The sequence below is a fragment of the Serratia sp. NA_112.1 genome (assembly GCF_052691715.1).
Map to the genome: position 1 here is coordinate 159,501 of NZ_JBQZFO010000002.1, position 22,531 is coordinate 182,031.

Sequence of the window (22,531 nt, forward strand, 5' to 3'; positions counted from 1 at the left end):
GGGTTTATTCCTTTCCTTTTATCCCCAGCGCTTGCTGCGCCGCCGTCATCAGGCTTTCAACCGTTTTATAATCCTGGGTTAACGCCAGTACTCCGCTATTGAGCCGCAACGTCACCTCACCGAAAGCGCCAAAGTCGTAAGGCACCTCCAACGGTGGAATGATACGCGCCAAAAATTCGCCTTCGGAACCGTAAGGCAGGCCGTGCACCAGGATCAGAAACTGGCCACCGCTATAGCGGCAGACAAAATCGCTCGGGCGCACCAGCATTTTCAGGCGTTCGCCGATGGTACGTAACACGTCATCGCCGATCAGTACCCCGTGGCTCTGGTAGAGCGCCGCCAGTGGCGTAAATTCAATAATAAACAGGTGTGACAGGGGATGCTGCGTTGGGGAAGGGCGGCAAATATCCTGCATTACCGCTTCCCCGCCCGCGCGGTTAAGAAAACCGGTTAAATGGTCTTGATGGGCCGCTTGTTGCTTTTCTGTGGTTAAAGTGACCTGTTGCGCCACCTGACGATGGTAAAACGCGATCAGTCCATAAGCCAGCAGCAGCCACAGCGGGATGATGTCTGCCAGTAAAAACAGATTTTGCACGCGGGATAACGGTGCGGCCAACAGGTAGGGCAGCGTCAGCAGCATTACTTCCAGCAGGGCAAAGCGCGGGGCGGCGGCATGACGTTGCATCAGCCAGAAGGCCAGCGCGGTAATCAATAAGCCGGTGGACAGGATCAGTAGCATACGGCCTGAAAGCATCGCCAGCAGTGCAGTTGCGCCCACCAGTGAACACCACAGCAGCACCGTCACCAGCATGGCTGTTGGCCTGAGAGGAGGAGTGGCGCGCACCAACCCCCAGCGCCCGGCGCTCAGCAGTATCAGCAACGTCAGCAGAGCAGCTGCGATCGCCAGGTTGCTCAGCCAGCCATACGCCAGCAGCAGCAGCGCCACCCCGGCGGCATTCAGCCAGGGAGTGGCGGGGGATGGCACCAGAGTATGCCGCATTTGGCGCTGAAATTGGGCGTTATCAGCCTGATGTGGACTTTGTACCAGCCAATGCAGTAGCGCGGGTTTTTTAGGCGTTAACATTGGGGAGCGACTTCGCATTGCGACCTCTTTAGCAAAGGCCCGCTAACGGGCCCTAAATATCTGGCATGGGGGGTTGGCACGCCCTTTGCCGGTCTGGCTTTGGATTCTATGTGGTTTCGTTGCAATTTGTCATAGTCGGGCGCGGGGCGGCCAAACTTTCGGAATTATTAACCCTGTGCGGCATTGGAAATTTGTCAGGCCTATGTGGTTAATCGCTTTATAAAATAAAGCGTTACATATTAACATGGCAGGTAATAGCTATTGGTATGATTGATAAGTATTATCGTTTGCTTTATTGTTATCGGCTGCTTATCCGCTTCAAGGCGGCCGTCTGGCACCCTGCCGGGGCCATCGTCGTAACAGGTATCCGAAATAATGAGCGTATCCACCGATCCTCTGTCTGACGCCAAGGGGCAACCCGACGTCAACGTTATGGGGCGTTATCACCATATTCTCCGCCACCGTTTATTGATGATGGGGGTGTTGGCATTGGCGATTTTGGGTTCGCTGCTGCTGGATTTTACCCTGGGGCCATCCGGGCTTTCGCTGTCCACCCTGTGGCAAACCTTGATTGACCCTGCGGTGGCAGATGCCGGTACGCGGGTGATTGTCTGGGATATCCGTCTGCCCTATGCCTTGATGGCCGTGGTGGTGGGTTTTGCGCTTGGCCTGGCCGGGGCAGAAATGCAGACCATCCTGAATAATCCGCTTGCCAGCCCCTTTACCCTCGGGGTTTCTTCTGCTGCCGCTTTCGGCGCGGCACTGGCCATTGTGCTGGGGATTGGCGTACCGGGCATTCCTGACCAGTGGTTTATTTCCGCTAATGCGTTTATTTTCGCCTTGTTTGCTGCACTGATGCTGGACGGTATTACACGCTGGACGCGAGTTGCTACCTCTGGGGTGGTGCTGTTTGGGATTGCGCTGGTGTTTACCTTTAACGCGCTGGTCTCCATGATGCAGTTTATTGCCAGCGAAGACACGTTGCAGGGGCTGGTGTTCTGGACCATGGGTAGCCTGGCGCGTGCCTCCTGGGACAAACTGGGCATCCTGCTTGGGGTATTTGTCGTACTGCTGCCGTTGTCGATGATGAGTTCGTGGAAGTTGACCGCGCTGCGTCTGGGTGAAGATCGAGCGGTGAGCTTCGGCATCGACGTGCGCCGCCTGCGCCTGACCACCTTGCTGCGTATCAGTATTCTCTCCGCATTGGCAGTGGCATTTGTTGGCCCTATTGGTTTTATCGGCCTGGTAGCACCACATATCGCCCGCATGATTTTCGGTGAAGATCATCGTTTCTATCTGCCGGCCAGTGCGTTGATTGGCGCACTGGTGCTGTCGATGGCCTCAGTGGCCTCGAAAAACCTGATCCCGGGGATCATCATTCCGGTCGGCATCGTCACCTCGCTGGTGGGGGTGCCGTTCTTCCTGAGTATTATTCTGCGTCATCGGGGGAATGTATGAGTCAGGGATTGCGTATCGAGCATTTTTCCGCCGGTTATCCGAAGCGTCAGGTGATAAGCGATCTGGCGGTGCCAATGTTGCCACGTGGCCAAATCACCGTTCTGCTGGGGCCGAACGGCAGCGGCAAGTCGACGCTGCTGCGCGCGCTGGCCGGGCTGAACCCGGCGCAGGGGAAACTGTGGCTCGATGACATCGATCTGATGCAGATGCCTTTTGCCCGCCGGGCCGAGAAAGTGGTGTATTTGCCGCAATCGTTGCCCGCCGGGGTGCATTTGCATGTGCTGGAGTCAATCATCGTGGCGCAACGCGCCTCGGGCGGGCGCAGCAACGCCAGTAGCGAGTCGGAAGTTATGGCGTTGCTGGAGCAGCTTGGTATCGCACATTTGGCGCTGAGCTACCTCGACCAGCTTTCCGGCGGCCAGAAACAGCTGGTTGGCCTGGCGCAATCGCTGATCCGTCAGCCTTCGCTGCTGTTGCTGGATGAACCGCTGAGCGCGCTCGATCTCAACTACCAGTTCCACGTGATGGATTTGGTGCGCAAAGAGACGCGTAAACGCAATATCATCACTGTGGTGGTGGTGCATGACATCAATATAGCCCTGCGCCATGGCGATCATGTGTTGATGCTGCAGGACGGTGAGTTGATTGCCGACGGGGCGCCGGAACAGGTGATCACGCCGCAGAGTTTGGCGAGGGTTTATGGCGTTCGCGGGCGTATTGAGCGCTGTTCGCAAGGTTCTCCGCAGGTATTGATCGACGGGTTGGTGAACCAGCCGGTAGTTTGAATTGTTTTTAGAAATGGTGAGGCCCCGAATTCGGGGCCTTTTTATCGAATCAGAAGTTGTAGGTCATGCCGACGGTGTAACGGCGGCCATCGAGCGTGGTGTTGTAGTTGTCGTAATCCACGGTTTTGTCGAGGATGTTGTAAACCCCGCCGGTGACCTGCAGGTTCTTGTTGGCCTTATAGCTCAGACCGGCGTCGACAAAGGTGTAAGACGGGGTGCTCTTGGCCATTGAAGTGCGGCTGAGGTACTCCGATGTTTTGCTGCGGAAGTTAACGCGTGACCACAGGCTGACGTCGTGAGTTGCTTGCCAATCCAGCACGCTGTTAATCATATGTTTTGGCATCTGGTTCAGCGCCTGGCCCTGGAATTCCCCACTTTTCTGTTCGGATGAGGTATAGGTGTAGTTGGTATTCCACTTCCAGTCCTTGTTGATCTGCCAGCCAAAGGTGGTTTCTACGCCGCGCATATTGGCTTTATCCACGTTGGTGCGATCGCTGATAAAGTCATAGGGTTCACCGCCAATGGTACAGTCCGGGGTATCTTCACAGCGTCTGACTTCGGTGATCTTGTCTTTGAAATCGGTGTTGAACACCGTCACGCCGGCGTTCAGGCCTTGCTGGTTATCCCACATAACGGCGATTTCTTCGCTCAGGCTTTTCTCTGGCTGCAGGTCCGGGTTGCCGACGATAATCCCTTTACGTACGCCACCGCCGGTAGTCTGGCCCCAACTGGCAGAGGATTGGCGTAGATCCGGCGAACGGTAGCCGGCGGAAACGCCGCCTTTCAGGGTAAATTGTTCGGTCAGGTGCCAGACGCCGTACATGCGCGGTGTCCAGTGGTTGCCGTAGTTCTGGTCCTGATCCATACGGATACCGCTGGTCAGGCTGAAGTCATTGGTCATCGCCCATTCGTCTTCGGCAAACAGCGCCCAACTCCAGCGAGTTAGCTGGTTCAAGCCTTGAGCCGCCTTAAGCTTGTTGCCGCTGTCGCCCAGCTTTTCGTAACGATACTGGCCGCCCAGGTTCAGCATATGGGCGCCCAGTTCAAACTGGTTCTGGGTGTTGAAGATGGTGTTATACATCTTCATGTTACGGCCCGGGTTATTGGTTTCTTCACGCTGGATGTAGCTGGTGGTATTACCGAAGTCGTAATAACCGTTATGCGTCAGGGCATAGTTGGTGCGGGTATACTTGCTTTCGCTGACTTTGCTCGGGGTACATTTTCCTTTGCTGCAACGCTCAGTAACCACCGACATCCCCGGCGTGCTGTTACGGTCCTGCAGCGAGCGGCCAACTTCAAAGTCGAATTCGTTTTTATCATCCGGTGTCAGGGTAAACACCGCGGTGCCGCTGCGCATGCGCTGTTCATTGAAGCCGTTGACGATTTTATCCTCGGCACGGCGCGACAGCAGGCCGTTGACCCGCAGGCCCAGCAGGCCGTCAATTAGCGGGCCGGAGGCGTAGGCGTTGGTCTGGAAAATATCGCCGGAGTCGCTGCGTTCCTGGAAGGTGGCGTCACCGTGCAGTGAGCCTTTCCATTCCGTTCTGGAAGTCTTGCGGGTGATCACGTTGATCACGCCGCCCATGGCGTCAGAACCATACAGAGAAGACATAGGCCCACGCACCACTTCAATGCGCTCAATGGCTTCCAGCGGCGGCAGCCAGCCCTGTTCGATGCCTGAGTTATCGCTGTTCGGGCGGGTGCCACGGGTGTCTACGCGTTTGCCGTCGACCAGAATCAGGGTGTATTTGGAGGACATGCCGCGGATGCTGATATCGCTGCTGCTGGCCCCGCCGGTGACTACCACGCCCGGCACGTCTTTCAATGCATCGGTGATATCGCGGTAGGCTTTGTCTTCAATCTGCTGCCGTGGGATTACCGAGATAGAAGCGGCGGAGTCCTGGATTTTTTGCTGGAAACCCGAGGCAGTAACCACCATGGTGTCCTGTGCGTCATTCTGTGGTGCGGCGAACGCACTGGCGCTGCCGAGTGCTGCAATAATCAGTGCGGTGAGCTGGTTATAACGTGGCTTTTCCATGAGGCAAACCTTTCCTGGTCTGATGTAAATCGACAAAATGTCGGTTTAACGTTTTGAATAATAGGTGGAAACGGAGCCTCGTCATTGCGAGGTTCATCGTTTCGGCAATATTTCGTCAGGCCATTGTAAGGATTTTAAACAAAATGTAAACACAAATGATAATTCGTATCATTCGTATGATTAAAAAAGAGAATGGGAGGATAACCGCATGAATTAAATGGAAAACCGGCGCAGCAGGACGCGCACCGGGGGAGTCAGCGTTTCTGGATGTAGGTGATCGCCAGCGCCAGGGCCAACACCAGGCCTTTGATAATGTCCATGGCGTAGTAAGGGACGGAGAGCATCACCAGGCCGTTTTGCAGCACACCGAGGATCACCGCACCGACCAGCGTGCCGAGCGCATTGGGCTTGCCTGAGCCAGCCAGTGAAAAACCAATGTAGGCGGCGGCGACCGCATCCATCAGATAACTGCCACCGGCGTTGACCTGCGAGGAACCAATACGTGACGCCAGTAGTATGCCGCCAAGCGAGGCCAGCAGGGCAGAAATGACATAAGCCGCAACCCTGTAACGTACGGTGCGAATCCCCGACAGGCGTGCTGCTTCCGGATTACCGCCGATGGCGTACATGCGGCGGCCATGCTTGGTCAATGACAGGAACAACTGCACGACAATGGTGACCGCCAGCATAATCAGCACGATCACCGGTACCTGGCCCAGAGATGAGAAGATATCAGGGATCAGACCTTCCGCCATGTCGCCGTTCGGCAGCAGCATATTTTGGGTGATGGAGCCGCCGTAGCTGTAGGTCATCGCCACGCCCTGGATCACAAACAGGCTGGCCAGGGTCGCCAGCATATCGGGAATTTTCAGCACCACGATCAGGAAAGCGTTGAACAGACCGACCAGCGTGCAAATCAGCAACGTCAGCACAATCGCGCCGGTAGTTCCAAAGCCATACCAGACGAACAGCGAAACCACCAGGGCGTTAGCCAGTGACGCGGTAGAACCGACGGAAAGGTCAAAGCCGCCGACCGAAAGTGAGATGGAGACCCCGATGGCTATTACCGTGACGATGGCGATCGAGCGTAAGATATTGATGATGTTGTTGGGATCGAGAAAGTTGTCCGATGCCAGTCCGAACAGGGCGATCAGCGCGACAACCGTGAGTAACATCCCCCATTTATAGAGAAACTCAAACAGCTGATGGCGCCAGGGTTGCGCATTCTGCAGGGATAATTCTTTACTCACGCTGGGGTTCCTCCGGTGGAATACAGTAATAGGGTTTCTTCATCAATATCGGCGGCATTAAGTTCCGCCACTACCCGGCCATCCCACAGTACGCAGATGCGATCGCACAAACCGACCAGCTCCGAAAACTCGCCGGAAGCATAGATAATGCCTTTGCCGTCGCGCGCCAGGCCGTCGATCAGGGTGAACAGTTCCTGTTTGGCCTTGATATCCACCCCCTTGGTCGGCTCATCGAAAATCAGGACCCTGGCGTCACCGCGCAGCCATTTGCCAATGGCCACTTTTTGCTGGTTGCCGCCAGAAAGCCGGGCCAGCCGCTGCTGTGGACCGGAGGCGCGAATATTCAGGCGCTGCATAATGTCCCGCGCCCAGCGCAGTTCCTGACGACGACTAAACAGGCCCCAGCGTGAAAAACTGTCGTCGGCGCTGACGCTCAGGTTCATCGGGATGGTTTCATCAATAAAAATGCCTTCTTTACGACGCTCTTCCGGCACCAGTGCCAGCCCTTGTTCAACGCTGAGGTGTGGTGCTCGCGGGGCCCAGGTTTTACCCAGCAGTTCGCCTTGTGCAACCCGTGCCGGCGTGGCGCCGAACAGCGCTTTGCACAGTTCGGTTTTGCCCGCCCCGGCCAGCCCGGCAATGCCGAGGATTTCCCCCTGATACAGCCGCAGACTGACGTCGCGCAGTTTGTGACGATCGCTCAGGCCCTCCACTTGTAGCAGCGGGCGGGAACCGTGCGGCGGGCGTGGCGGCGGAAAGATATCATTCAACTGATGGCCGAGCATTTTCTCGACGATTTGCTCACCGCTCAGCCCCTGCATGGCGTCTTCGCTGACGTGGCGACCATCGCGCAGCACCGTCAGCCGGTCGCAAATTTCGCTCAGTTCATGAATACGGTGTGAAATAAACACCACGCCGATGCCTTCGGACTTAAGGCGGCGCACCACGCGGAACAGACGTTCGCTTTCGGCGCGATCGAGCGGGGCGGTAGGTTCATCGAGCACCAGGAAACGGCAGCGGTGGGATAACGCACGTGCCAACAGCACTTGCTGTTTTTCTGCCAGCGAGCACTCGGCCAAACGTTGGCTCAGGTTAATGGTTAGATCCAACTGGGCCAGTAGCTGCGCCGCCTGGCGGTACAATTGCGCCCAGTTCAGCAAATGCCCCGGCTCGTTCAGCCAGTCGAGCATGATATTTTCCGCCACCGACAGCGTGGGGATCAACGCCACATCGACTTCCTGCTGCACCACATGGATCCCGTGCTGACGAGCCTGCAGCGGCGAATGAATATCCACTTGTTGCCCATCGATAAAGATCTCGCCACGGTAATGATGGTGCGCGCCGGAGAGGATCGCCATCAGCGTGGATTTGCCTGCGCCGTTAGCGCCGACCAGTGCATGGGTAGAGCCGCCCTGCAGGGTGAAGTCGACGTTTTGCAGTGCGTTGAAGCCGGCAAAAGCGATCGAGATATTGCGCATCTCTAAGCGTGAGGGCGTAGTGGTTGGCATAGTGTGATTAAAAGACGTTTAGGTGTTTAGATGGCTAAATTAAGTCTTTTGTAACACAGATTATGTTTTTCTCAACAAACTAAATGGCATAATCAGGATGAAAATAATCTTTTGCTGATGAGGGGCCCGTTCAGAGGAGAGGGCAAAACTGAACGGGATACCGCGAAAAGGGAATAGCTGCCAGCGCCATCCCCTTGTCCGGTTTGTCAGAAGGTCGTCGGGGTGTGAGCGCTGACGATGCGGCAGACGCGCGCCGAGGTATTGCTGAAACTGTGGGGAATGCCAGTGTTGATGGCATAACTCTGGCCGGCGCTCAGGCAGTGAGTCTGACCGTTGATGGTCAGTATAATCTCGCCTTCCAGCAGGGTACCGATCTCCTCGCCCTGGTGCTTGATTTTTTCGCCGGTGGTGGTGCCGGGCTGGTAGGTTTCCAGCATCATTGCCAGATTGCGGGTTGGGTTACCGTTGTGCACCAGTTTCATCGAGACACCCTGACTGCCGATTTCGATCAGATCTTCGGCTTCGATCACCACTTTGGGTTCATTGGCGGCTTCTGGTTCGGCAAAGAATGCAGACAGAGACAGCCCATAGACCTTCAGCAACTTTTGCAGCGTACTGATAGCCGGGCTGACCTTGTCCTGCTCGATGGTGCTGATTGCGCTGTGGGTTAACCCGGACAGTTCGGCGACCCGGCGCTGCGACAAACCCAATTGCAGACGGATCTGTGACAGGCGCTTACCTGGCGCCAAGCTGACTTCGCTCATAGCGGTACTTCCTTCTGGTAGGGACAACAGGCAGAAATGAATAACAATGTCAGGTGCCTGTCTGAGTGAGTTCGACACGGCATGATATCGGTAATTGCGACCAATTTGGAAAATATATTGCCCATGATCCCCCCGTTCTGGTGGACGAAATTCTATACATAAAAAGGCAGTTAACACCTTTTCGGTCAATATTTTATCAATTTAGCAGTCGGTGGCGAATAATCAAACAGGATTGTAACATTTGCAAACCATTTGTGTTAAGGCTATGTTTCATATTATGGATGTTATTTTGAGCGCCAGTTCTGGCGCAGTCTACAGAGAAATCAGACCATGTGTTGAACCTATCGGCAGGTGAACGCGAACGCGTTCTCAGAGCATAATGGCGGGTGATGTATGCAAACCAATATCGCAGCAGTTGAAAATTTTGCACAGCATAATGAAGAGAGGCGAAGTAGCGCGTTCCAACGTGAGGTTGCTCATTATTTGGAACGCCACCCCTCAACGCAGTATATCGATATCCTTCTCACTGACCTGAATGGTTCCTTCCGCGGTAAACGCATCCCTGTCTCCGGACTGAAAAAATTGGAAAAAGGCTGTTACTTCCCCGCCTCGGTATTCGCTATGGATATTTTGGGCAATGTGGTGGAAGAGGCGGGCCTGGGCCAGGAGCTGGGGGAACCGGACCGTGTTTGCATGCCGGTACCCGGTTCACTGACTCCCTCAGCGGCGGACCCGGATAATATTGGCCAGGTATTACTGACCATGCTGGATGAAGATGGCACTCCCTTTGACGTTGAACCCCGTAATGTCCTGAATCGAGTGTGGCAGGCGTTGCGCCAGCGCGGCATGTTCCCGGTGGTAGCGGTAGAGTTGGAGTTCTATCTCATTGACAGGCAGCGAGACTCCGAGGGGTATTTACAGCCTCCCTGCGCGCCCGGTACCCAGGAGCGCAACATGCAGAGCCAGGTTTACTCGCTGGATAACCTGAATCATTTTGCTGAGGTGCTCAACGACATCGACACGCTGGCGCAGATGCAAGGCTTGCCGGCGGACGGTGCGGTGGCGGAGGCGTCCCCAGGCCAGTTCGAGGTGAATCTGCAGCATACCGATAACGTCTTGCTGGCCTGTGACCATGCTCTGGGGTTAAAGCGCCTGGTACGCATGGTGGCGGAAAATCATCATTTGCACGCCACCTTTATGGCCAAACCCTATGAAGAATACGCCGGTAGCGGCATGCACGTGCATATCAGCATGCTGGACGGCAACGGCAACAACCTGTTCGCGCAAGCGGACGGCGAAGATTCCCCCTTGCTGCATCGCGCGCTGGCCGGGATGATCACCTTAATGCCGGCCTCGATGGCGCTGCTGGCACCCAATGTGAATGCTTTCCGCCGTTTCCAGCCAGGCATGTATGTACCGACTCAGGCTTCCTGGGGACACAACAACCGCACCGTTGCACTGCGCATTCCTTGCGGCGAACCGGAAAATCATCGGGTGGAATACCGCGTTGCGGGTGCCGATGCCAACCCTTATCTGGTGGTGGCGGCGATACTGTCAGGCATTCTTTACGGTCTGGATAACGAACTGCCGTTGCCTGAGCCGGTGACCGGCAACGGGCTGGAGCAGGAAGGGTTGCCGTTCCCGATCCGTCAAAGCGATGCCCTGTACGAGTTTGAGCACCAGCATGAACTAACGCAGTATCTGGGTGAACGTTTTGCCCACGTTTACCACGCCTGCAAGCTGGACGAACTGATGCAGTTTGAGCGCTTGGTGACGGAAACCGAGATCGACTGGATGTTGAAAAATGCCTGAAGCGGCGTAAAATGTGCGTCATTAACTTGATAGGTGATAAAACGATAGCGGATTAATTCACCTGTAAGGGTGGTTTTCCGAACGATTGCAAAAAGAATTTGTGTAACAGACCTTCCTGATCTTGTCATCAGGAGGGGTTCTGGTGCAAAATATCCCAAATGCAGATAGCCGACGTTTTAACGCGTCGGTTATTTTTTTTGCATTTGTGTTTTACAAACTGTGCGTTTCATACACCAAGCGAGGCCGGACACCGATCCGGATAGATAAATAGTTTCGTGCGCGATCAAATAAAACTTTATGGTCGTGACTCATGAGGATAAGAAAGATGGGGCAATTTTTCACTTTAGCACCGGTGCCCGCCGGTTTCCGCTGCGGTCGCAGCGATTATGGAGCAGCCAAGGCCGCCTTGACTCGTTATCCAGCTTCCAATCCCCTTCTTTTTGAATTCAGTCGCAAGTTGCGAAGTTTCCCCGCAACCTTAAGTCTTGGCGTGTCTACGCTCCGCAAGACCGAAGGTAAGGGGGGGCTGCGTCATGTCCGATAACATCATCAATGCCGCTCCGGCTGAACGCGCACAGCTGCGTAAAACCCTGACTTTAGTTCCGGTAGTGATGATGGGGCTGGCTTACCTGCAGCCAATGACCATCTTCGATACCTTTGGCATCGTATCCGGCCTGACCGATGGTCACGTCGCCACTGCGTACGCCTTTGCTCTGCTGGCGGTGCTGTTTACCGCGCTGAGCTACGGCAAACTGGTACGGAAATTCCCGTCCGCCGGTTCTGCCTATACTTATGCCCAGAAAGCCATCAACCCGCACGTCGGCTTTATGGTGGGCTGGTCATCACTGCTGGACTACCTGTTCATGCCGATGATCAATATCCTGTTGGCCAAAATTTACCTGGAAGCCATTTTCCCGGGCGTGCCTTCGTGGATTTTCGTGGCGGCACTGGTTGCGCTGATGACGCTGTTCAACCTGCGCGGCATCAAGCTGGTGGCGAACCTGAACTCCATTATCGTGGTGGTGCAGGTGGCGATCATGATCGTGTTCCTGTTCCTGGTCGTGAACGGTATTTCACATGGTGAAGGTGCCGGTACACTGATCAGCAGCCGTCCGTTCTGGTCTGAGGGGGCGCACGTGGTGCCGATGATTACCGGTGCGACCATTCTGTGCTTCTCGTTCCTCGGTTTTGACGGCATCAGTTCGCTGTCGGAAGAAACCAAAGACGCGGAGAACGTGATCCCGAAAGCCATTTTCCTGACGGCGTTGATCGGCGGTATCATCTTTATCGTGGTGTCCTACTTTGTGCAGCTGTACTTCCCGGACATTTCACGCTTTAAAGATCCCGATGCGTCCCAGCCGGAAATCATGCTGTACGTGGCCGGCAAGTTCTTCCAGTCGGTGATCCTGGTGTTCTCCTGCGTGACCGTGCTGGCTTCAGGCATGGCATCGCACGCCGGTGTTTCGCGTCTGATGTATGTAATGGGTCGTGATGGCGTCTTCCCGGAGCGTTTCTTCGGTTATGTACACCCGAAATGGCGTACTCCGGCACTGAACGTGCTGCTGGTCGGCGTGATTGCGTTGTCTGCGGTTTCGTTTGATCTGGTTACCGCAACGGCGCTGATTAACTTCGGTGCGCTGGTGGCGTTCACCTTTGTGAACCTGTCGGTGATCTCGCAGTTCTATATCCGCGACAAGCTGAACCGTACCGTTAAAGACACCTTTAACTACCTGATCCTGCCAATTATGGGTGCGCTGACCGTAGGTGCACTGTGGCTGAATCTGGAGACCAGCTCAATGACGCTGGGCCTGGTGTGGGCGGCAATTGGTCTGATTTACCTGGCCTTTGTCACGCGCAGCTTCCGCCTGCCGGTACCACAGGCTAGCGAAGACGTAGCCTAAGCTTTCACCGCTTTGTGCATTAAAAAGGGCGCCTCGGCGCCCTTGATTGATGACAAACCCCCGAAAAACGTGGTTTTCGGGGGTTTGGGGTAAATCGTAAGACAGAATTCTTTGTTTTTATTAGTAATAAACCTATTACTTTAGTCACCAGGAACTTTGTCAGCAGTTTTAGGGCGCTTCGGCGCCCTTTGTTGTTTTTGTCAGCCGACCAGCTCTTTGCCGTAGTCAAACAGCGCTTTCAACAGCGCTGTCTTCTCTTGATCGCCTTCATGCAGGTTATACAGCGACTCCAGTTGCAGTACGTAGCTCTGTACTCGTTCGGCGCTCAACATCTCCTGACGATGCTGCAACCAGCGGCGTTGCTCGGCATCATCGAGCGTATTGGGGTAGTTGCGGGCGCGGAAGCGGAACAGCAGCTCTTTCAGACGGCTATCACTGAAGGTCAAATCCAGCGCCGGCAGGTTCTGCGGCTTGGTTTGCTGGATAATTTTCATCGTTGCCTTGTCGGCATCGCTGAAGAAACCGTCGTACAGCCGTGCATCGACATCATCAGAACCCTTGAAAGGCTCGGCATCGGCGAACAGTGCCACCACTTTTTCGCGCACTTGCGGATGCTGGCGTAACAGTTGCAGGTTTTGCAGGCAGGCCTGACGATCGATACCCAGCCGCTCGGCGTTTTCCGGCAACAGGGTTTTCGCCGGTGCCAGCACCGGACATTTGTTGATATGGACCAGTTTGATCGGCACCGGCGCTTGACCAGGGGCCAGATCCTCACGGCGGGTATACAGCCGTTCACGCAGCTCGTCGGCGTTCAGCGTCAGCAATGGCGTCATATCACCGGCCAAATCGCACATGATCACCGCGTTCTTGTTGTCGGGGTGCCAGGCCAGTGGCGATACCCAACTGGTGTTGCCACGTGCTGCACCGAACATGCCGGAAACGTGGACCAACGGTGTCATTTCTGCGATATCGATCAGCGCGTTCAGCTTATGTTTGTTGCGGTGCTGCAACAGGAAATCAAACAGCCGAGGCTGCGCCTGCTTGACCAGTTTGGCCATGGCGATGGTGGCGTAAACGTCCGACATGGCGTCGTGGGCATGTTCATGTTCAACGCCGTTGGCGCGGGTCAGGTGCTCCAGACGGAAGCTGGGGAAGCCATCTTCGTTCTCCGGCCAGACGATGCCGTCCGGGCGCAGTGCATAACAGGCACGCATAACGTCGAGCAGATCCCAGCGTGAGTTGCCATTCTGCCAACTGTAGGCATAGGGATCGTAGAAGTTGCGGTAGAAAATATTGCGACTGACTTCGTCATCAAAGCGGATATTGTTGTAACCCAAAATACAGGTGCCGGGCACGCTGAATGCCTGATGAATTTGCCGTGTGAACTCGGCTTCGTTAACGCCTTTGGCCAGTGCCAGTTGCGGAGTAATACCCGTGATCATCACCGCTTCGGGATCGGGCAGGTAGTCATCGGCCGGGGTGCAGTAGATGACCAGCGGCTCTTCGATGATATTGAAATCCATATCGGTACGCACACCGGCAAACTGCGCGGGGCGGTCCATCGATGGGCTTATACCGAAGGTCTCGTAGTCGTGAAAATAGAATGTGGCCGGTGCCTTGCTGCTCAAAATCGCATCTCTCGCGTGCGTAGGGAATATGCCCCTATTGTAACGGCGAGATGAACGATGCCAAGCGGTCGTTAGTGTTAATCACCGAAATGCGCTGTATTACGCACCGCGGTAGTAGTTCAGGCGTAAATGAAAGTAGGGGCGTAAATAGTCGGGCACCTGTTGTTCGGCGTTGCTGGCGTCATTGACGGTAATGCCATAGCGTTCGTTATAAATCACGCTGAGGGCCAGTAAATCGACTTCAATTTTTTCACGTTCTGCTTGCGGTAAGCTATCCAGCTTTCGACCCATATTATTCTCCCTGTGAATCAATGGGCATCATAGGATCCTTCGCCGCGCTTGTCCCTACCCCATTCAGGGGGGAACCTCAAGAGGTGTGCGACTGTGCCTGGAGGCTGTGGCCTGGGGTCGCTGCACCCTGAACATGTTGCGAGTATCTGACCGTAAAATCCTGCTGATTCTGAAGCTCTGCACGTTCATAGGCTTGATGGGCCAAGAAAATACCGCCGATCACCGCCAGCCAGAAAACGCCGCACAGGACCAGGATGCCCAACCAGACTTTTTGGTTATAGCTCATAAATACTCCTGAAGAGAAAAGGTAATAACATTCACCAGGAAATTAAATCAGAGTTAATATCAATACTATGTCAACGGAATCGTTTATCCTAAGATCTTTCCTATTAATGTTGTTACCAAACCCCTTCACGATGTTTCAAAATATTCCTTAAGATAATATTAAGAAAAGATAAATAAGTGCCACTGAGTTTTATTTAATATCTGTTTAATTGTCTCCCCCTACAATCAGCAGCATTCAATACCAATGTGGACACCTATTATGAAAACTCTGCTGTTAACCGGTGCTACCGGCTTTCTCGGTGGTGCAGTGCTTGAGAAATTACTGAAAGAAAATCAGTCGATTAACTATCTTCTGTTAGTGAGAGCTGAAAATGCACCGCAGGGGCTGGAACGTATTCGTCAGAATATGGAAAAATTTAATGTCGATGGAAGTTTATTCTCGAAAATCACGATAGAAAATATATTGTTGGGCGATTTAAGTGAGCCTGCTGACTTTTTGGCGGACTCACGAATTAACAATGTAACGCACGTTATTAATTGTGCCGCAGTAGCCTCTTTTGGCAACAACCCTCTTATTTGGAAGGTGAATGTCGAAGGGACACTGGCCTTTGCCGAGAGAATGGCGCAGGTGTCTGGATTAAAACGTTTCCTGCACGTAGGTACCGCCATGTCCTGTGCGCCGGAACCGGGTTCTCTGGTGGCAGAAAGCGGCGAATTTGAAGAAACCGCCGAGCATTTGGTGGAATACACTCGCTCCAAATCGACCATTGAACAGCTAATGCGTCAACGCTGCCCGCAGCTGCCGCTGGTGATTGCCCGCCCTTCGATCGTGGTGGGGCATACTCGCCTGGGTTGTCAGCCTTCCAGCAGTATTTTTTGGGTGTTCAGCATGGCGCTGATGCTGCGGAAGTTTATGTGTTCACTGCAGGACAACATCGACGTTATTCCGGTCGACTACTGTGCCGATGCGCTGGTGATGCTGATGAACAGCGAAACGTTGGATAATGATGTTTACCATATCTCGGCCGGTGAAGAGAGCAGCGTCAGCTTTGCGGATATCGATCGTGCCATTGCCGCCGCGCTGGAAAAGCCGCCGCTTGGCGATCATTACGCGCAGGTCAGTTACGAAGCGCTGCTGAAGATGCGTAAGCAACTGAAGGATATTTTCGGGCCTTGTAACGAACGACTGATGCTGAAGGCGATGCGCCTGTATGGATCCTTCGCCATGCTTAACGTGCGGTTCAGTAACGATAAAATTCTTAAGCTGGGCATGCCGAAACCACCGCGCTTTACCGACTACATCGACTGTTGCGTACAGTCGACTCGCGGATTATCGATCCAGCAGCAGATGGTGGTCGATTTTAAATAACAGCAAGGCGCCGACCTACGGTGCCCGGCTCATTACCAGGACGAAGACGACCAGAAAACGCGGCCTAGCACCACCAGTTGGTCTTTGCGCTGCGGGTAACTCAGGTGTTCGTCCTGGTATTCTTCCCGGTTCAGGGAGCGAATAGTGACGCCGCCGTCGGGTTGTTCGATCAACACTTTTACCCGCAGCAGATTACCGTGACGGATAGCGTAGGTCTTGCCTTCGCGAATACGTGTGTCATCGGTATTAATGCCTACCACATCACCGTCTTGCAAGCGCGGTTCCATACTGGAGCCGGAAATGCGGATGATGCGTGCGGCATTCACCGCCACCCCCATCTTGTGCAGATAGTAGCGACGGAAGATCAGCGAAAATTCTTCGCGATCGACGATTTCATAACAGCCGTCGCCAGCCGAGAAATTAATATCCAGCAGGGGAATTTCCACAAACTCTTCCTTGTCTTGTTCGGTATCTTCCCATACCACCGGCTTGAGGCGGGCGGGTTGAAAATCCGACTCTGCCGCTACGTTATCAAACGGCCGCACCAGCTGTTTTTCATGGAAAACGTCAAACCAGCCCTTGGGCAGGCTCAGTTTGGCCTCAATCCGTCTGGCGAGGTTATCACCCAGGTTGCGGGAAGACTTTTCACCGCTGATTTGGCTCAGCGTTGGTGAAGAAGACTCTACCAGCAGCGCAAATTCGCTCTGGTTGATACCTTGCCTTGCATAGCTGGCCATCAGCTCGCGCAAATTATTGCGTCTTATTTCTTTGGTTTCCATCGTTGGATGATCGCACTCTTTAGCAAAAAGGTAAATATTGCTTTCACTAAATTTTTCTTGCTTTAAGTTTAGCAATTAGCTAAACATTGGCGGGTGGACAAGTTTCACGAAGGCATTGTAGGGTCGCTGTATGTTGCGACCGCTTGAGCGGGACGGATCCTGCAATGACAATGGCACGCGAGTTTAATCAATAAGGAATCTATTATGTTCAGTATGGATTACAACAGCTACCGTTCGGTAGCCAGCTTTGGCCACCGGGTGCGTTTTCTGGTGCTGCATTACACGGCGCAAAACTTTGCCGATTCGGTGCAGTCACTGACTGGCAAGTCGGTCAGCGCCCATTATCTGGTGCCGGATCCGGAAGATCAAAGCTATCAGGCGGCCGGTTTCAGCGGCGTGCGCATTTTCAACCTGGTCGATGAAGTGGAACGTGCCTGGCATGCCGGTGCCAGTCAGTGGGGTAATCGCAATAATCTCAACGATACGTCCATTGGCATCGAGATCGTCAATCTGGCCCGCGGCGATGGCGAAGACATTAGCTTCCCGCCGTTTAACCCACAGCAGATTGCGGCGGTCAGTCAACTGGCGCAGAATATTCTGCAGCGCTATCCGGACATCACGCCGGTCAACGTGGTGGCGCATTCCGATATTGCTCCGGGCCGCAAAAGTGACCCTGGCCCACAGTTTCCATGGCACCAGCTGTATTTGGCTGGCGTAGGGGCCTGGTATGACGAAGCGGTGAAGCATCATCACCAAAATGAATATCAATGCCAGGGCCTGCCAGCGCAGCCTGATCTGCTGGCGCTGTTCGCCAAATACGGTTACGACACCTCGGCGGCGACCGATGCCAAAGGCTATCGTCAACTGGTACGGGCCTTCCAGCTGCATTTCCGTCAACGACAGTATGACGGAGTGATGGATGTGGAAACTGCTGCCATTTTGCGTGCGCTGGTGGATAAATATGCTGCTTAACGTCTGACTGCGGATAGGGGACGCCTTATCCGCCTTTTCTCTGCCTGCCTTCCTCCGCTATGCCCTATAGCTTTCATGATTGAACGGCCACGACGGGAGCCGCAGTTAAAAGACTTGCTGAATCAGGTGGTCAAATTACGCGGCCTGATTGTCCCCTGCTGTAAAGAAACCCATATCCCCAAAGCGGTATTCGAAGCGGTGCAGACGCTGAGCCGCAATCTGGTGTGCACCCTGGAGCTGTTGGCCGACGCCTACTGGGCCTCGCGCGAAACCCATTTTATTATGCTGAATGCCTAAACCCTGCGCAGCGCGCAACTGTTGACGCTACGCTCATTGGAAGCGCTGGCGGAGACCATGCGTAACGGCTACGTCTGGCTGAGCATGGAACTGACGCAGCAGTTGGAAGAACTGGGTGACTTGCTCAAAGTGTGTACCGCCGGTGAGTGTGAATAGGGGGCCAGATCATGAAGCAGGCGCTTCGGGTTTTTGTCGCGGCGCTAAAGTGAGTAAGATAGGGCGATGAGTGTTGTGTCTGAGCGCCACAAACCTGTATCTTGGTCTCATTGTGGCCGTAAGCCAATGAATCTGTGTATTACTAAAGCAAGGGTATGAAGATGGATAATGCAAATAAGCCGAGTTTCCAGGACGTTCTGGAGTTTGTGCGTATGTTCCGACGTAAAAATAAGCTGCAACGCGAAATTATCGACAACGAGAAGAAAGTCCGCGATAACCAAAAGCGCGTGCTGCTGCTCGATAACCTGAGTGAGTACATCAAGCCGGGCATGAGCATTGAAGATGTTCAGGGCATCATTGCCAACATGCGCAGCGACTATGAAGATCGCGTTGATGACTACATCATCAAAAATGCCGATCTGTCTAAAGAACGTCGCGAACTGTCCAAAAAGCTGAAGGCTATGGGCGAAGTGAAGTAACCGTTTTTATCGGGCCAGGCGTTCGCCAGGCCCTTTTAATCTGCCCTTCAGTTATTCCCCTTTACCGTACATATCAAAATCAAAGTATTTATCGTTCACCTTCTTATAGGTGCCGTTGGCGATAATGGCTTTCAGCGCCGCGTTAAAGGCATCAAGTAATGCGCGGTCCTCTTTACGCACGCCAATGCCATCGCCAATACCAAAATATTTGCTGTCGCTCAGTTCCACGCCGGTAAAGGCAAAATCCTTTGCTGGATTATGAAGCGGCGGTGATGGTGCGGCATGGCCATCCATTGGCCCAAAGCAGCTCAGTCCACCAGTTGCTGGAGCAGGACTGGGCGCTGAATTACACCCCAGAAAATTATGACGATCTAATCCAGCAGCTGTTCAGCCGACACTGCGCTCAACTCGATCCGAACCGCATTATTCATGCGCATTCCCTCGGCATGCTGCAGGCCATGGTGGAGTCGGCAGACATGTGTACCTGCTGCCCGTTACCGCTGATAGGTTTACCGCAGTTTGCCGGACGCCTGCAACCGCTGGCGTTACAGGAAGGCTGTGACCTGGCGCGGCTGAACATCGTCACCCGGCGCAACAGCATCCTCAGCACCGCCGCCCATGCGTTGATTGATAATCTGATCCGCACCCTGCGCCAGCATACCCGCTCCGCTCGGCTCGAGGACCGACTGATTTACGATCGGGTTCGGTTGTTGATTTAGGGGGGAGGGGACGGGGTTTCTGGGGGCTATTCTGGCATCCTGAGCGTCGGTTTTGTGCCAGAAGCGGAAGTTGCTTACATCGTGCTATGTTAGTTTACTGGGAGCAGGTCAGAGGTCGTCTGGTGTTACAGAATGGAAAACTAACAAGAGCGAGGGAAAGTCAGTCTATTTTTTAGACCCCGATGGCCACAGGCTTGAGATTCATGATGGAGACCTTGAGAGTCGCCTCCGTGCTTGCCGAACTCAGCCATACGAAGGAATGGAGTTTTTTTGAATGTTCAAACGAAGGAAGTAAGATGCTTTTGCCAGATGCAAGCTATACAAAAAACCTATATCAATCGTCATTTCAAGAATGAGTCGTCAGCTGTTTGTGTCTCTGGATGGGCCCAAAGGCGCCGGTAAAACCACACTGTTGGAGGCCATTACGAGAGAACTAAGGGCAGACAACAAGAAGGTGATCCGACTTTGCGAGAGAAAAAGCGATCCCTACAGGGGGGAAACAATGGCCCTCGTTAACCAGCTCGCCAGAAATCCCACCCTGGATTTGGAATTGGAGGTTTGTAGGCGCTTTGCTGATAGCCGTGCCTGGATTTCCCAGCATGTGCTGACTAAACAGCCACCGGACAGCATTATCCTGATGGATCGCTGGTATCCGTCGGATGCCGCGTTTCGCCGGATGGTTCCATTTGCAGAGATTTTACAGCTTAACATTGAACGAAAGGTGCGAACGCCAGATCTGCATGTCGGGGTTGTTACTGCGCCTGAGATTTCATGGGCGAGGGCCGCAGCCCGTCCACGTGGGCTAAGTAGCACGGTGATTTATAAGCTGGAAGAGCATGTCGCTTGCACCAAGGCGTTCGAGCGAGAAATTGCCAATCACGGCTGGGTTTTATGCCGTAATGAAGGAATGATTGAAGACGCAACGATGCAGGTGATTTCCGAGATCTACAGAGTGCTTGAATGATGCCCCACGTTCTTGCCACGGGCAGTTTTGTGCCAGAAGCGGACATTGATGATGTGAAGGTATACGGTGGGTAGACTGCCCATCGATAGTTGATATTACCCGCGATTGTCCCCGAACATTATGATTAACGGATTGCTGTTCAGTCGGGCCTCAGCAAAAGACTCATATCAAAACCAGTTATCCGAAAACCAAACTCTTTATATAATTTTAAAGCCCTTTGATTGTCCGGTGAAACTCTGAGCTCCACTTCATACGCACCCTGTTGAGTAAGTTCATTCAGGAACGCACGGATAAAATCCCTGCCCATCCCCTTACCCTGAAATTCTGGGAGAAGCATTATATCTGACAAAAAGGCTGAGTTATCTTCCAGGCTGAACCACAGATATCCCGCAGCCTGACTTTCATGTTCATAAGTTCTAAAATGGTTATTTTGAGTATTGATGCCCGCTGGCAAGGCTGTTTTAAATGATTTCGACGCCTCTATCTGGGCTTTTTTACGGCTGTACCGATGATTTGCCATCAGGTCTTCAATATAGTCATTTGAAGAGAGGTCCACCCAGAGGTCAAACTCGTCGCCATGCATGGGCCTATAAATTGATTTGGGGATTTTTGACTGTTTTGTTTTCAATTTACTGTCCCATTCTTAATAGCAACGTAACACATACTTAGTACTACTCTACCGAATTAGCCGTCGGTTCAGCATGATAAAATTGTATCATATAGCTTTGTCAACTTAACGTAATTTTGCTGACGCCGAAGTCTGCTCTCCGCTGACATCGTTTCACTGTGAGACCGGCACTATGCGAAACGGATATTAAACCCTCTTCTATAACACTTGGCCATAGTACCAACGTTCTCCTGTAAACCATTCATCAGGATCGTCACCGCCATAGTATTCAAGCGAGATCCCCAGCTCCTGTATATTCTCTGGCAGAGTTAATCCCCAGTCTTCAGCAAGGCTACGCCCCTTAATGACTGATGAAGCTCCATTTTCAGAAGTGTTTTCGCATATGAACCCCTGATAATACTCTTCAGAATGGTAAAGACAGACTTCGCTGGTAAACATATCCGGGAGGCAGATAACAGAAGTAATTCGCGGGTTGTAACTCGAGTCGGCTGTTGCAAGTATTAAATTAGAACATGCGTCAATTAACGCTTGTGCGCAGGCTGCCTTGGTTTTCTGGACACTGTGTCTTCCTTCAACAAGATTGACATCTACAGGAATTTTGTAGTTCCAGTAGCGCTGGCCTTCTGGAAAAACTGCAAGGATTGGATCATGGAAGGTTTCCGCCCAACGGTTAAGCGCTTTTAAGCGGCGGGGGATGTTTCTTATTTTAGTACGGTAATCTCTGTTTAGACGTCTACTCATATAATTTAAGCTTCCCTATCTGTTCAAACAGTCCTGAATAAAATCATAATTTAGAAATGTGCTGTCCCTAATTGATAGTTTAAATATTACCAGTAATGCCATTGTTGTCATTTTGCAATCGGCACAGATTGGAACGCTGACATGTCCACCCAGGCTCCTAACCATCAAAATCCCAAAAGCAAAAAGCCCGCTCAGGTTTCCCTGAGCGGGCTTCTCTAATATGGCTCCTCTGACTGGACTCGAACCAGTGACATACGGATTAACAGTCCGCCGTTCTACCGACTGAACTACAGAGGAATCGTGTGAACGGGGCGAATAATAGCGGGGTGCTGCGGCTTTGTCAAAGCACTAAACTGCCAGAAAAGTGCGTTTGCTGATGGAATGAGCATGTTGCGTTGTTTTTCGGCACTCATCCTGTTTATCCACGCGGTTTATCACCACAAAATCGTTTTCGTCGACGTTGCACCGGCCATTGCACGTTTCTGGTGCGCAGGGGGACAGGCACCTGACGAGTAGCAGAAAAATTTTGCGGTGAGTTTGCCACCTGATCCCCCCACAGTGCCTCCTGACGGTAGTGAATCTCCGCGTTTTGCCTCTGATATGTAGGATGAATGAACAGAAAA

21 protein-coding genes, 1 tRNA gene and 3 pseudogenes are annotated in these 22,531 nt (G+C 53.2%); 12 read left to right on the forward strand and 13 right to left on the reverse strand.

Translation table 11 applies throughout. The features are described from left to right. Positions 1-4 precede the first annotated feature (4 nt). A complete protein-coding gene (locus ACUTQ5_RS05065) occupies positions 5-1,102 on the reverse strand; it encodes a GGDEF domain-containing protein (protein ID WP_445650345.1) in 1,098 nt (365 codons plus the stop codon). Positions 1,103-1,459: 357 nt separating this feature from the next. On the opposite strand from ACUTQ5_RS05065, the gene ACUTQ5_RS05070 reads away from it, so the two are divergent. Beyond that, positions 1,460-2,542 (forward strand): FecCD family ABC transporter permease, encoded by a 1,083-nt coding sequence (locus ACUTQ5_RS05070; protein ID WP_261091697.1) that lies wholly within the window; start codon positions 1,460-1,462, stop codon positions 2,540-2,542. Continuing rightward, positions 2,539-3,327: an ABC transporter ATP-binding protein gene (locus ACUTQ5_RS05075; RefSeq protein ID WP_445650346.1), complete on the forward strand. Its 789-nt coding sequence runs from the start codon at positions 2,539-2,541 to the stop codon at positions 3,325-3,327. The genes ACUTQ5_RS05070 and ACUTQ5_RS05075 overlap by 4 nt, the downstream gene beginning before the upstream one ends. A gap of 49 nt (positions 3,328-3,376) precedes the next feature. Here the strand turns inward: ACUTQ5_RS05075 and ACUTQ5_RS05080 are convergent, their stop codons facing one another. The 4 genes from ACUTQ5_RS05080 to puuR all read right to left on the reverse strand — a co-directional run bounded on the left by ACUTQ5_RS05080 (position 3,377) and on the right by puuR (position 8,887). Next, complete coding sequence (locus ACUTQ5_RS05080) at positions 3,377-5,365, reverse strand: ligand-gated channel protein (RefSeq protein WP_445650347.1); 1,989 nt, start codon at positions 5,363-5,365, stop codon at positions 3,377-3,379. 254 nt (positions 5,366-5,619) lie between these two features. Then, positions 5,620-6,615 (reverse strand): ABC transporter permease, encoded by a 996-nt coding sequence (locus ACUTQ5_RS05085; protein WP_445650348.1) that lies wholly within the window; start codon positions 6,613-6,615, stop codon positions 5,620-5,622. Beyond that, a complete protein-coding gene (locus tag ACUTQ5_RS05090) occupies positions 6,612-8,123 on the reverse strand; it encodes a sugar ABC transporter ATP-binding protein (RefSeq protein WP_445650349.1) in 1,512 nt (503 codons plus the stop codon). The genes ACUTQ5_RS05085 and ACUTQ5_RS05090 overlap by 4 nt, the downstream gene beginning before the upstream one ends. 206 nt (positions 8,124-8,329) lie before the next feature. Then, positions 8,330-8,887, reverse strand: a complete 558-nt coding sequence (puuR, locus tag ACUTQ5_RS05095) for an HTH-type transcriptional regulator PuuR (RefSeq protein ID WP_445650350.1) — start codon at positions 8,885-8,887, stop codon at positions 8,330-8,332. Positions 8,888-9,280: 393 nt separating this feature from the next. On the opposite strand from puuR, the gene ACUTQ5_RS05100 reads away from it, so the two are divergent. Continuing rightward, positions 9,281-10,699, forward strand: a complete 1,419-nt coding sequence (locus ACUTQ5_RS05100; protein ID WP_445650351.1) for a glutamine synthetase family protein — start codon at positions 9,281-9,283, stop codon at positions 10,697-10,699. Positions 10,700-11,232: 533 nt separating this feature from the next. Continuing rightward, positions 11,233-12,600: an APC family permease gene (locus ACUTQ5_RS05105; protein WP_445650352.1), complete on the forward strand. Its 1,368-nt coding sequence runs from the start codon at positions 11,233-11,235 to the stop codon at positions 12,598-12,600. A 200-nt stretch (positions 12,601-12,800) separates the two neighbouring features. On the opposite strand, the gene sbcB is transcribed toward ACUTQ5_RS05105, so the two are convergent. From sbcB to ACUTQ5_RS05120, 3 genes are all read right to left on the reverse strand, one after another. After that, entirely contained in the window at positions 12,801-14,228 is a 1,428-nt protein-coding gene (sbcB, locus tag ACUTQ5_RS05110) for an exodeoxyribonuclease I (RefSeq protein ID WP_445650353.1), read from the reverse strand. A gap of 99 nt (positions 14,229-14,327) precedes the next feature. Then, on the reverse strand, positions 14,328-14,519 hold the full coding sequence (locus ACUTQ5_RS05115; RefSeq protein ID WP_012145929.1) for a DNA polymerase III subunit theta: 192 nt from the start codon (positions 14,517-14,519) through the stop codon (positions 14,328-14,330). A 76-nt stretch (positions 14,520-14,595) separates the two neighbouring features. Beyond that, positions 14,596-14,805, reverse strand: coding sequence for a hypothetical protein (locus ACUTQ5_RS05120; protein ID WP_445650354.1), 210 nt, complete (start codon positions 14,803-14,805; stop codon positions 14,596-14,598). Positions 14,806-15,063: 258 nt separating this feature from the next. Here ACUTQ5_RS05120 and ACUTQ5_RS05125 point away from each other — a divergent pair, with 258 nt between their 5' ends. Next, complete coding sequence (locus ACUTQ5_RS05125; protein WP_445650355.1) at positions 15,064-16,173, forward strand: SDR family oxidoreductase; 1,110 nt, start codon at positions 15,064-15,066, stop codon at positions 16,171-16,173. 32 nt (positions 16,174-16,205) lie between these two features. Here the strand turns inward: ACUTQ5_RS05125 and ACUTQ5_RS05130 are convergent, their stop codons facing one another. Beyond that, positions 16,206-16,952 (reverse strand): S24 family peptidase, encoded by a 747-nt coding sequence (locus tag ACUTQ5_RS05130; RefSeq protein WP_445650356.1) that lies wholly within the window; start codon positions 16,950-16,952, stop codon positions 16,206-16,208. Between the two features lie 204 nt (positions 16,953-17,156). On the opposite strand from ACUTQ5_RS05130, the gene ACUTQ5_RS05135 reads away from it, so the two are divergent. The 3 genes and pseudogenes from ACUTQ5_RS05135 (at position 17,157) to tmaR (ending at position 18,856) form a co-directional block, all read left to right on the forward strand. Further along, positions 17,157-17,924 (forward strand): N-acetylmuramoyl-L-alanine amidase, encoded by a 768-nt coding sequence (locus tag ACUTQ5_RS05135; RefSeq protein ID WP_445650357.1) that lies wholly within the window; start codon positions 17,157-17,159, stop codon positions 17,922-17,924. 75 nt (positions 17,925-17,999) lie between these two features. Continuing rightward, positions 18,000-18,377 (forward strand): annotated as a pseudogene (locus ACUTQ5_RS05140) (FUSC family protein); the annotation flags it as partial. A gap of 161 nt (positions 18,378-18,538) precedes the next feature. Beyond that, positions 18,539-18,856 (forward strand): PTS system regulator TmaR, encoded by a 318-nt coding sequence (tmaR, locus tag ACUTQ5_RS05145; protein ID WP_153859736.1) that lies wholly within the window; start codon positions 18,539-18,541, stop codon positions 18,854-18,856. 51 nt (positions 18,857-18,907) lie between these two features. Here the strand turns inward: tmaR and ACUTQ5_RS05150 are convergent. Further along, positions 18,908-19,117: pseudogene (locus ACUTQ5_RS05150) on the reverse strand (transporter substrate-binding domain-containing protein); the annotation flags it as partial. Positions 19,118-19,128: 11 nt separating this feature from the next. Between ACUTQ5_RS05150 and ACUTQ5_RS05155 the strand changes: the two are divergent. The 3 genes and pseudogenes from ACUTQ5_RS05155 to ACUTQ5_RS05165 all read left to right on the forward strand — a co-directional run bounded on the left by ACUTQ5_RS05155 (position 19,129) and on the right by ACUTQ5_RS05165 (position 20,539). Then, positions 19,129-19,575: a LysR substrate-binding domain-containing protein gene (locus ACUTQ5_RS05155; RefSeq protein ID WP_445650735.1), complete on the forward strand. Its 447-nt coding sequence runs from the start codon at positions 19,129-19,131 to the stop codon at positions 19,573-19,575. 115 nt (positions 19,576-19,690) lie between these two features. Further along, positions 19,691-19,849 (forward strand): annotated as a pseudogene (locus ACUTQ5_RS05160) (glutathione transferase); the annotation flags it as partial. 78 nt (positions 19,850-19,927) lie between these two features. Further along, positions 19,928-20,539: a dTMP kinase gene (locus ACUTQ5_RS05165; RefSeq protein WP_445650358.1), complete on the forward strand. Its 612-nt coding sequence runs from the start codon at positions 19,928-19,930 to the stop codon at positions 20,537-20,539. Positions 20,540-20,678: 139 nt separating this feature from the next. Here the strand turns inward: ACUTQ5_RS05165 and ACUTQ5_RS05170 are convergent, their stop codons facing one another. From ACUTQ5_RS05170 to ACUTQ5_RS05180, 3 genes are all read right to left on the reverse strand, one after another. Beyond that, positions 20,679-21,167 carry a GNAT family N-acetyltransferase gene (locus tag ACUTQ5_RS05170; RefSeq protein WP_445650359.1) on the reverse strand — a complete coding sequence of 163 codons (489 nt, stop codon included), beginning with the start codon at positions 21,165-21,167 and terminating at the stop codon, positions 20,679-20,681. A 198-nt stretch (positions 21,168-21,365) separates the two neighbouring features. Next, a complete protein-coding gene (locus ACUTQ5_RS05175) occupies positions 21,366-21,908 on the reverse strand; it encodes a DUF3916 domain-containing protein (protein ID WP_445650360.1) in 543 nt (180 codons plus the stop codon). 221 nt (positions 21,909-22,129) lie between these two features. Continuing rightward, positions 22,130-22,205 (reverse strand) — tRNA-Asn (locus ACUTQ5_RS05180). 90 nt (positions 22,206-22,295) lie between these two features. Between ACUTQ5_RS05180 and ACUTQ5_RS05185 the strand changes: the two genes are divergently transcribed. Next, entirely contained in the window at positions 22,296-22,424 is a 129-nt protein-coding gene (locus tag ACUTQ5_RS05185) for a hypothetical protein (protein WP_445650361.1), read from the forward strand. Positions 22,425-22,531: the final 107 nt, after the last annotated feature.